The 6,501-nt window shown below is 38.5% G+C and carries 6 protein-coding genes; 5 read left to right on the top strand and 1 reads right to left on the bottom strand.

Translation table 11 applies throughout. The annotated features are described in order from the left end of the window. From I6E11_RS11465 to I6E11_RS11455, 3 genes are all read left to right on the top strand, one after another. Positions 1-565 (top strand): GNAT family N-acetyltransferase (locus I6E11_RS11465; protein ID WP_235338138.1); only part of this gene is annotated, 565 nt, incomplete at its 5' end. 48 nt (positions 566-613) lie between these two features. Then, complete coding sequence (locus I6E11_RS11460) at positions 614-1,639, top strand: AAA family ATPase (protein WP_235338137.1); 1,026 nt, start codon at positions 614-616, stop codon at positions 1,637-1,639. An 85-nt stretch (positions 1,640-1,724) separates the two neighbouring features. Next, positions 1,725-1,961, top strand: coding sequence for a beta propeller repeat protein (locus I6E11_RS11455; protein WP_235338136.1), 237 nt, complete (start codon positions 1,725-1,727; stop codon positions 1,959-1,961). Between the two features lie 713 nt (positions 1,962-2,674). Here the strand turns inward: I6E11_RS11455 and I6E11_RS11450 are convergent. Continuing rightward, positions 2,675-3,562 (bottom strand): pyridoxamine kinase, encoded by an 888-nt coding sequence (locus I6E11_RS11450; protein ID WP_235338139.1) that lies wholly within the window; start codon positions 3,560-3,562, stop codon positions 2,675-2,677. A 231-nt stretch (positions 3,563-3,793) separates the two neighbouring features. Here I6E11_RS11450 and I6E11_RS11445 point away from each other — a divergent pair, with 231 nt between their 5' ends. Both I6E11_RS11445 and serC read left to right on the top strand, forming a co-directional pair. Next, positions 3,794-5,110 (top strand): DEAD/DEAH box helicase, encoded by a 1,317-nt coding sequence (locus tag I6E11_RS11445; protein ID WP_235338135.1) that lies wholly within the window; start codon positions 3,794-3,796, stop codon positions 5,108-5,110. Positions 5,111-5,367: 257 nt separating this feature from the next. Then, on the top strand, positions 5,368-6,438 hold the full coding sequence (serC, locus tag I6E11_RS11440) for a 3-phosphoserine/phosphohydroxythreonine transaminase (protein ID WP_235338134.1): 1,071 nt from the start codon (positions 5,368-5,370) through the stop codon (positions 6,436-6,438). Positions 6,439-6,501 lie beyond the last annotated feature (63 nt).

Below are 6,501 nucleotides of genomic sequence, written 5' to 3'. Positions count from 1 at the left end.
AATTAATACAGGATTCCGTACTATGCACGATATAAGTGAAGCAGAAGGTAAAGTTCGGAGAGGTATTGAAAATAAAAATATGTTTGTCATTACAATCAAAGAAAACGAATCTAAAGCTATTGGGGTTATAGAGTGGAATATAATGAAAGAATCCTGCTCTTTACTTATTGACAAAGATTATGAATTGTGCTATTTTTTGAATAAGGATTATCGTGGTAATGGCTATATGACGGAAGTTGTGGATTGCATGAAGAAATATCTTTTCCAGGAAAGGAATGCTTCATCTTTAACTATCAGCGTTTTCCCTCGTAATGATGCTTCACGTAGAATAGCAATAAAAAATGGTTTTACATATAAATGTATTGAGAGGAAATGTGGTATTACCGGCTATGGGGAAATTGCAGATTTGGAAAGATATGTTATCCACAAAAAAGATTTTTTCAGTGATAACAGTATATGTATAAAGTCAGAGCCTATTATTATGGCAGACAAACAGAAATGGATTAATGAAGGTGGAATATATTATCCTATACCAGGTTCAGCAACATTATTCCCCAGTCCATGAGAAGGTATTTTCAGAATTTACGAGGATTTACATTTAAAGAAACTTGGATTGGAAAAGATTGATGATTCTTTCGTCTTTGATTTTAAGATTTATGATTTGGACTGTGATGAAATAATGAATAAAGTTATAAAGACATGGTCTTCAGCTATTTTCAAGGAAAGCAGTAAAAATTTAGGTGTTATTTTCAATGGTTTGAAAGGAACAGGTAAAACTATTGCTGCAAAACTTTTGAGTAATCGTATTGGTTTGCCAGTTATTATTATTTCCAGGCCTTATGATGGTATGTTGGAATTTATACAGTCCCTTAATTTTGAGTGTGTAATATTTATCGACGAAGCGGAAAAAACCTTCAGTGAGGATAGGGAAGTTCTATTGAAGATGATAGATGGAGTATATAACAGTAAGCGTAAATTGTATATTCTTACAACAAACCGATTAAGAGTAGATGAGAATCTTTTGGGAAGACCTGGCAGAATACGCTATATCAAAGAGTTTACCAATTTGTCCACTCGTGCAATCAACGATGTGGTAGATGATAATCTTCTTGATATATCCATGAAGAACGATGTGATAAAACTTGTTGATACCCTTGAAATTTCAACAATAGATATTCTAAAGTCCATTATAGATGAATGTAATATTATGGGAGAAGTTCCTCGTGATACGACGCTGAACATTCCTAAGGCCAAGTTTAAACTTAGAATTATATCATTTGAAAATCTGGAAATTTATTTTCATGAGGAAGTAAAGAGCTGGCTTAAGAGTAGAATGGGTACATATGATACTATTGAAGATTTATTGATGAGCAAGGAAAATTGTGTAGAAGGGAAGATGGATAAAAGGAATAAGGACTTCTTGGAGGAAAAATTTGATTGTAATATAGAAACACAGTTACAGTCCTCTGCTTCCCAGGTTCCTTATATCGGTCAGCATATAAATTCTGGAGTTGTTACTTCTGAACCTGATGATTTAGGCTTTTTCAATACTGAGTCTGATTGGATTGGAGAGGTAAACTTATTATGTATCAGTCATTATGGTGAGCGTCCTTCTCTTTATAAAGGGAATTTATATTGATTTGATATAATATATATCCTATACTTTATAAAAACATATAACAGACATTATTTAATAATAGTAAATAACTTTTAAACTTAAATTTATGGCAAGTATGATCAGTCAAGGGAAAGAAATATTGCGTATTTCACCCAAAAACAGCAGACAAATTGAATATTCAATTAATCAAGGACGTACATGGATGATACGATATGTAGGTTCTTCTGTTACTGGCTATTTTAAAGACTTGATGGTTTCAGGTTCTGAAATATTAGGAACAACAGATAAAGGTATCTTTTCTTCCAGTAATAGTGGAAGGACTTGGTTGTTTCGTCATCGATAATAATGAAAGATGTTGTTTATTGTAAATTTTAAACTCTCAGATCTGTAAAAAAAACGCGGGCAAGTTTCAGCCAAAACTTGCCCGCGTTCGAGGTGAAATTTGCCCGCGTTTTAGGGCGGGAAATTTCCGTGTTAGAAATAACGATTTAGGGTCACTTAGGGTCACTTATACTATATGTACCTTTATTTCTGTGTGAAAACCTAATGATGCAATCTGTTATTATTGATAATAAGCTACTTACAACATGTTTTCTTTAGTGTTTTTTGCTATAATAACGGTAGCATTCATTGCCATGCCTTTACCGGCACCGTCATTTACTTTGGCAATGATGTATGTATAAAAAAGATGCGCGGAATATTTCTTATTACCATAGATGGTACGCAACGCAGAAAACAGATTGCTTGATATGGTGATAATTGAAAGAAGAGTGATGTCTCTTTCTATTTTGTCTTTGGCTATATTCTGCAGCCGGCATACTCTTGGGGTATAAATATTATCGTCGAAGGGTCAGTACTGTTATCCACAGTCTTCTCTTTATCGGTTTCTTTCTCTGTAACGTTTTCATTATCTGGTGGTTGTGTGGAATTCTCGCGAGAATAAAGGGTCATATTATTATAGTGACCCCAAGTGACCCCAATTTCTCGGTTTTTCCTGCCTTCTTCACCGTTTTCTTTTGCAGTAGTCCATTAATCTCTGCTAACCCCTTCTTTTTGTCATTCCAAAACTTCGTAACTGCTTATCTGTATCGGCATATCAAGATTATGGAGCACTTTTTCAAGCATTATTCCGTCAAGGTTGTTGTATTCATAACCGAAGGTGGCACGTATTCCCTGAAGGATGAATTGTGTGGCTCTGTCTAGCGCTATCGGCAGACTGTCTCCTTGCATCAACGAACCTGTTATTACACTTGTAAATGTATCTCCTGTACCCGGATAGTGTGCCGGCAGATAAGGGCATGTTACTTTCCAGTATCTGTTTCCGTGGCGGTTGTATGCAAAGACTGAAGTCATATGTGTGTTTTCAGGCACTGGTACACTTGTTGCTATCACAATGTCCGGTCCTGCCTCAGAGAGTTGTTTGAGATATGATTTCATTTCCTGCACGGTGACCTCGCTTTTGTATTCCATATCCAGGAGTTTGAAAACTTCTGTCATGTTGGGGGTAATGACATCGGCATATTTTATTAGTTTCTTCATCTCTGTCACCATATCTTCGGTGATTCCTTTGTACAGATTGCCATTGTCGCCAAGTACAGGATCAACTACTACCATATCTTGCGGACGGCGGAACTTCGATATGAAATTCTCTACTATCTGTACTTGTTGCGGTGAACCAAGATAGCCTGTGTAGAATGTATCGAACTTCATATCAAGCTTTTCCCAACTATCTATTATTCGTTTCATTTCCTCCGTCAGGTCAAGGAACGAGTAATGCGGATATTGTGTATGTGCCGAGAGGACTGCAGTAGGGAGTGGACATACTTGTATTCCCATTGAGGAAAGGATGGGAATCACAGCCATGAGCGACACTCTTCCTGCACCGGACAAGTCGTGTACCGCAGCCACACGTTTTACGTGGCTTTGCAGATATGTTTTCTGCATGCCTGAACCTGAAGCTGGCGTATGCACTGTAGTTGGCTTTTTCTTTTTCATTCCGGACTTCTGCCATGCAGCCTTTCTGGCTTGATATTGTTCGTATTTGTTTTCTATATAATTGTCTGCCATATTTCTTTTTGATTATCGTTGCAAAGTACGTCACTTTTTGGGTACGAGGCAAATATTTTGCATTATTTTCCGTATTTTTGCATTAACACATTAAATCATTACAAACTTATGGATATCCGTACAATACTGAAGAATCTGAAAATAGAAGAGTTGAATGCTATGCAGCAGGCTGCTGTAGATGCTTATAAGGAAGGAAACGATATAGTGCTGCTTTCGCCTACAGGCTCGGGAAAAACCCTGGCTTACCTCATTCCGCTTGTGCAGACATTGAAGAAGGATGCCGAGGGTGTGCAGGCTGTAGTGCTTGTTCCGTCGCGCGAGTTGGCATTGCAGATAGAACAGGTTTTCAAGGGAATGGGTACGGACTTCCAGGTGATGAGTTGCTATGGAGGGCGTCCGGCTATGGACGAACACCGCACGATGAAAGGTATCCGTCCGTCGGTGATTATCGGTACTCCGGGACGTATGAATGACCATCTTGGAAAAGGCAACATAGATGCCTCTGCAGTGCGTGTACTTGTTATTGATGAGTTCGACAAGTGTTTGGAATTCGGATTTCAGGAGGAAATGGCAGATGTTATAGGCAAGTTGCCTGATTTGCGCCGGAGGTTCCTTCTTTCAGCTACTGATGCCGAAGAAATACCGCGATTTACTGGAGTAAACAAGAGTGTAAGGCTGAATTTCCTGAACGCGGATGAGCAATTGTCGGACAGACTTCATTTATATAAGGTAGAATCGCCGGTAAAGGATAAACTTGAGACATTGTATAAGCTGGTTTGTAGTCTTGGTTCGGAGCAGACACTAGTGTTCTGCAATCATCGCGAGAGTGTTGACAGGGTAGGCAAGTATCTGCATTCAATGAAGGTTTATTGCGAAACTTTCCACGGAGGAATGGATCAGGACGACCGTGAGAGAGCGCTTTATAAGTTCAGAAACGGCAGTTGCAATATCTTTATTTCTACTGATCTTGCCGCTCGCGGACTTGACATTTCGGGTATAAAGAATGTAGTCCACTATCATCTGCCTATAGCTGAAGATGGGTTTATACACCGAAACGGACGTACTGCAAGATGGGATGCCGAAGGTAGTGCATATATTATTATGTATTCCGAAGAGAAAGTTCCTGATTATCTTCCTGCCGAGATTGATGTGTTCATCTTGCCGGAGATAACACCCAAACCTTCGAAACCGGAGTTCGTTACTTTATATATAGGCAAAGGTAAAAAGGACAAGATAAATAAGATAGATATCGTTGGTTTCCTCTTCAAGAAAGGAGGACTTAATAAAGACGATGTAGGAAAAGTTGACATTAAGGATCATTATGCTTTTGTTGCTATATCAAGAAAAAAGAGCCAACAAACGTTAAAGTTGATACAAAATGAAAAGATTAAGGGGGTGAAAACTTTGATAGAACTGGCAAAATGATAACTTTGTGTCAGTGTACATACAGAATAATGGTGGGTTATCTCAATTTGCTATGGTTATTATAACGAAATACACCACAGTATGATTGTTGTGTGTCAAAATGATAGTAAAATTATGCTTCATATCATAAAATGAAAGAAAATTTCAATTGTGGATGTAATTTTATTAGATTAAAGTTTGGTCGTGTGGAAATAAATACATAAATTCGCAATCGTAAGATATTAAAATATATGTAAAACCAATTAAACAACTGCCAAATGAAAAAACATAATTTTAATGCGGGACCATCTATTTTGCCTCGCGAAGTAATAGAGAAAACAGCACAAGCTATATTGGATTTTAACGGCTCTGGACTTTCGTTGATGGAAATAAGTCATCGCGCAAAAGACTTTCAGCCGGTAGTGGACGAAGCTGTGGCTTTGTTTAAAGAGATACTAAATATCCCGGAAGGGTACTCAGTGATATTCCTTGGTGGCGGTGCTAGCCTTGAATTCTGTATGGTTCCATATAACTTCCTCGAAAAGAAAGCTGCTTATCTTAACACAGGAACTTGGGCTAAGAAAGCGCTGAAGGAAGCAAAAGCTTTCGGTGAAGCTGTGGAAGTTGCTTCATCAGAGAAAGACGGATATACATATGTTCCTAAAGATTATGTAATTCCTGAAGATGCGGAATATTTCCATATTACCACTAACAATACTATTTATGGAACAGAATTGCATTCAGACCCTGAAGTTAATGTTCCTTTGATTGCGGATATGTCATCTGATATTTTCTCACGTCCTATCGACGTTTCAAAATACATCTGTATCTATGGCGGTGCTCAGAAAAATCTGGCTCCTGCGGGTGTTACTTTCGTAATTGTGAAAGATGACGCACTTGGTAAGGTTACACGTCATATCCCAACAATGCTTGACTATAAGACACACGTTGACAAGGGTTCTATGTTCAACACTCCTCCTGTAGTGCCTATCTATGCAGCGTTGCAGACTTTGAGATGGATCAAAGCTCAGGGTGGTGTGGAAGAAATGCAGCGCAGAGCTAAGGAACGTGCTGATTTGCTTTATGCTGAAATTGACCGCAACAAACTGTTCCGCGGTACAGTGACTGTGAAAGAAGACCGCTCACTGATGAACATCTGTTTCGTGATGGCCGATGAATACAAGGATTTGGAAGCCGACTTCCTGAAGTTTGCTACCGAACGTGGTATGGTGGGTATTAAGGGTCACCGTTCTGTAGGTGGATTCCGTGCTTCATGCTATAATGCAATGCCATTGGAAAGCGTTAAGGCCCTTATAGAGTGCATGCAGGAATTCGAAAAATTGCATTAATCCGTAATTAATTATCATATAGGGGACGTGACGGAGACTTCTCTTTTCACGTCCTTTTTATCT

The organism is Bacteroides caecigallinarum (genome assembly GCF_021531075.1).
Classification (GTDB): Bacteria; Bacteroidota; Bacteroidia; order Bacteroidales; family Bacteroidaceae; genus Phocaeicola; species Phocaeicola caecigallinarum_B.
This window is presented reverse-complemented; position numbering and strand designations above follow the sequence as displayed.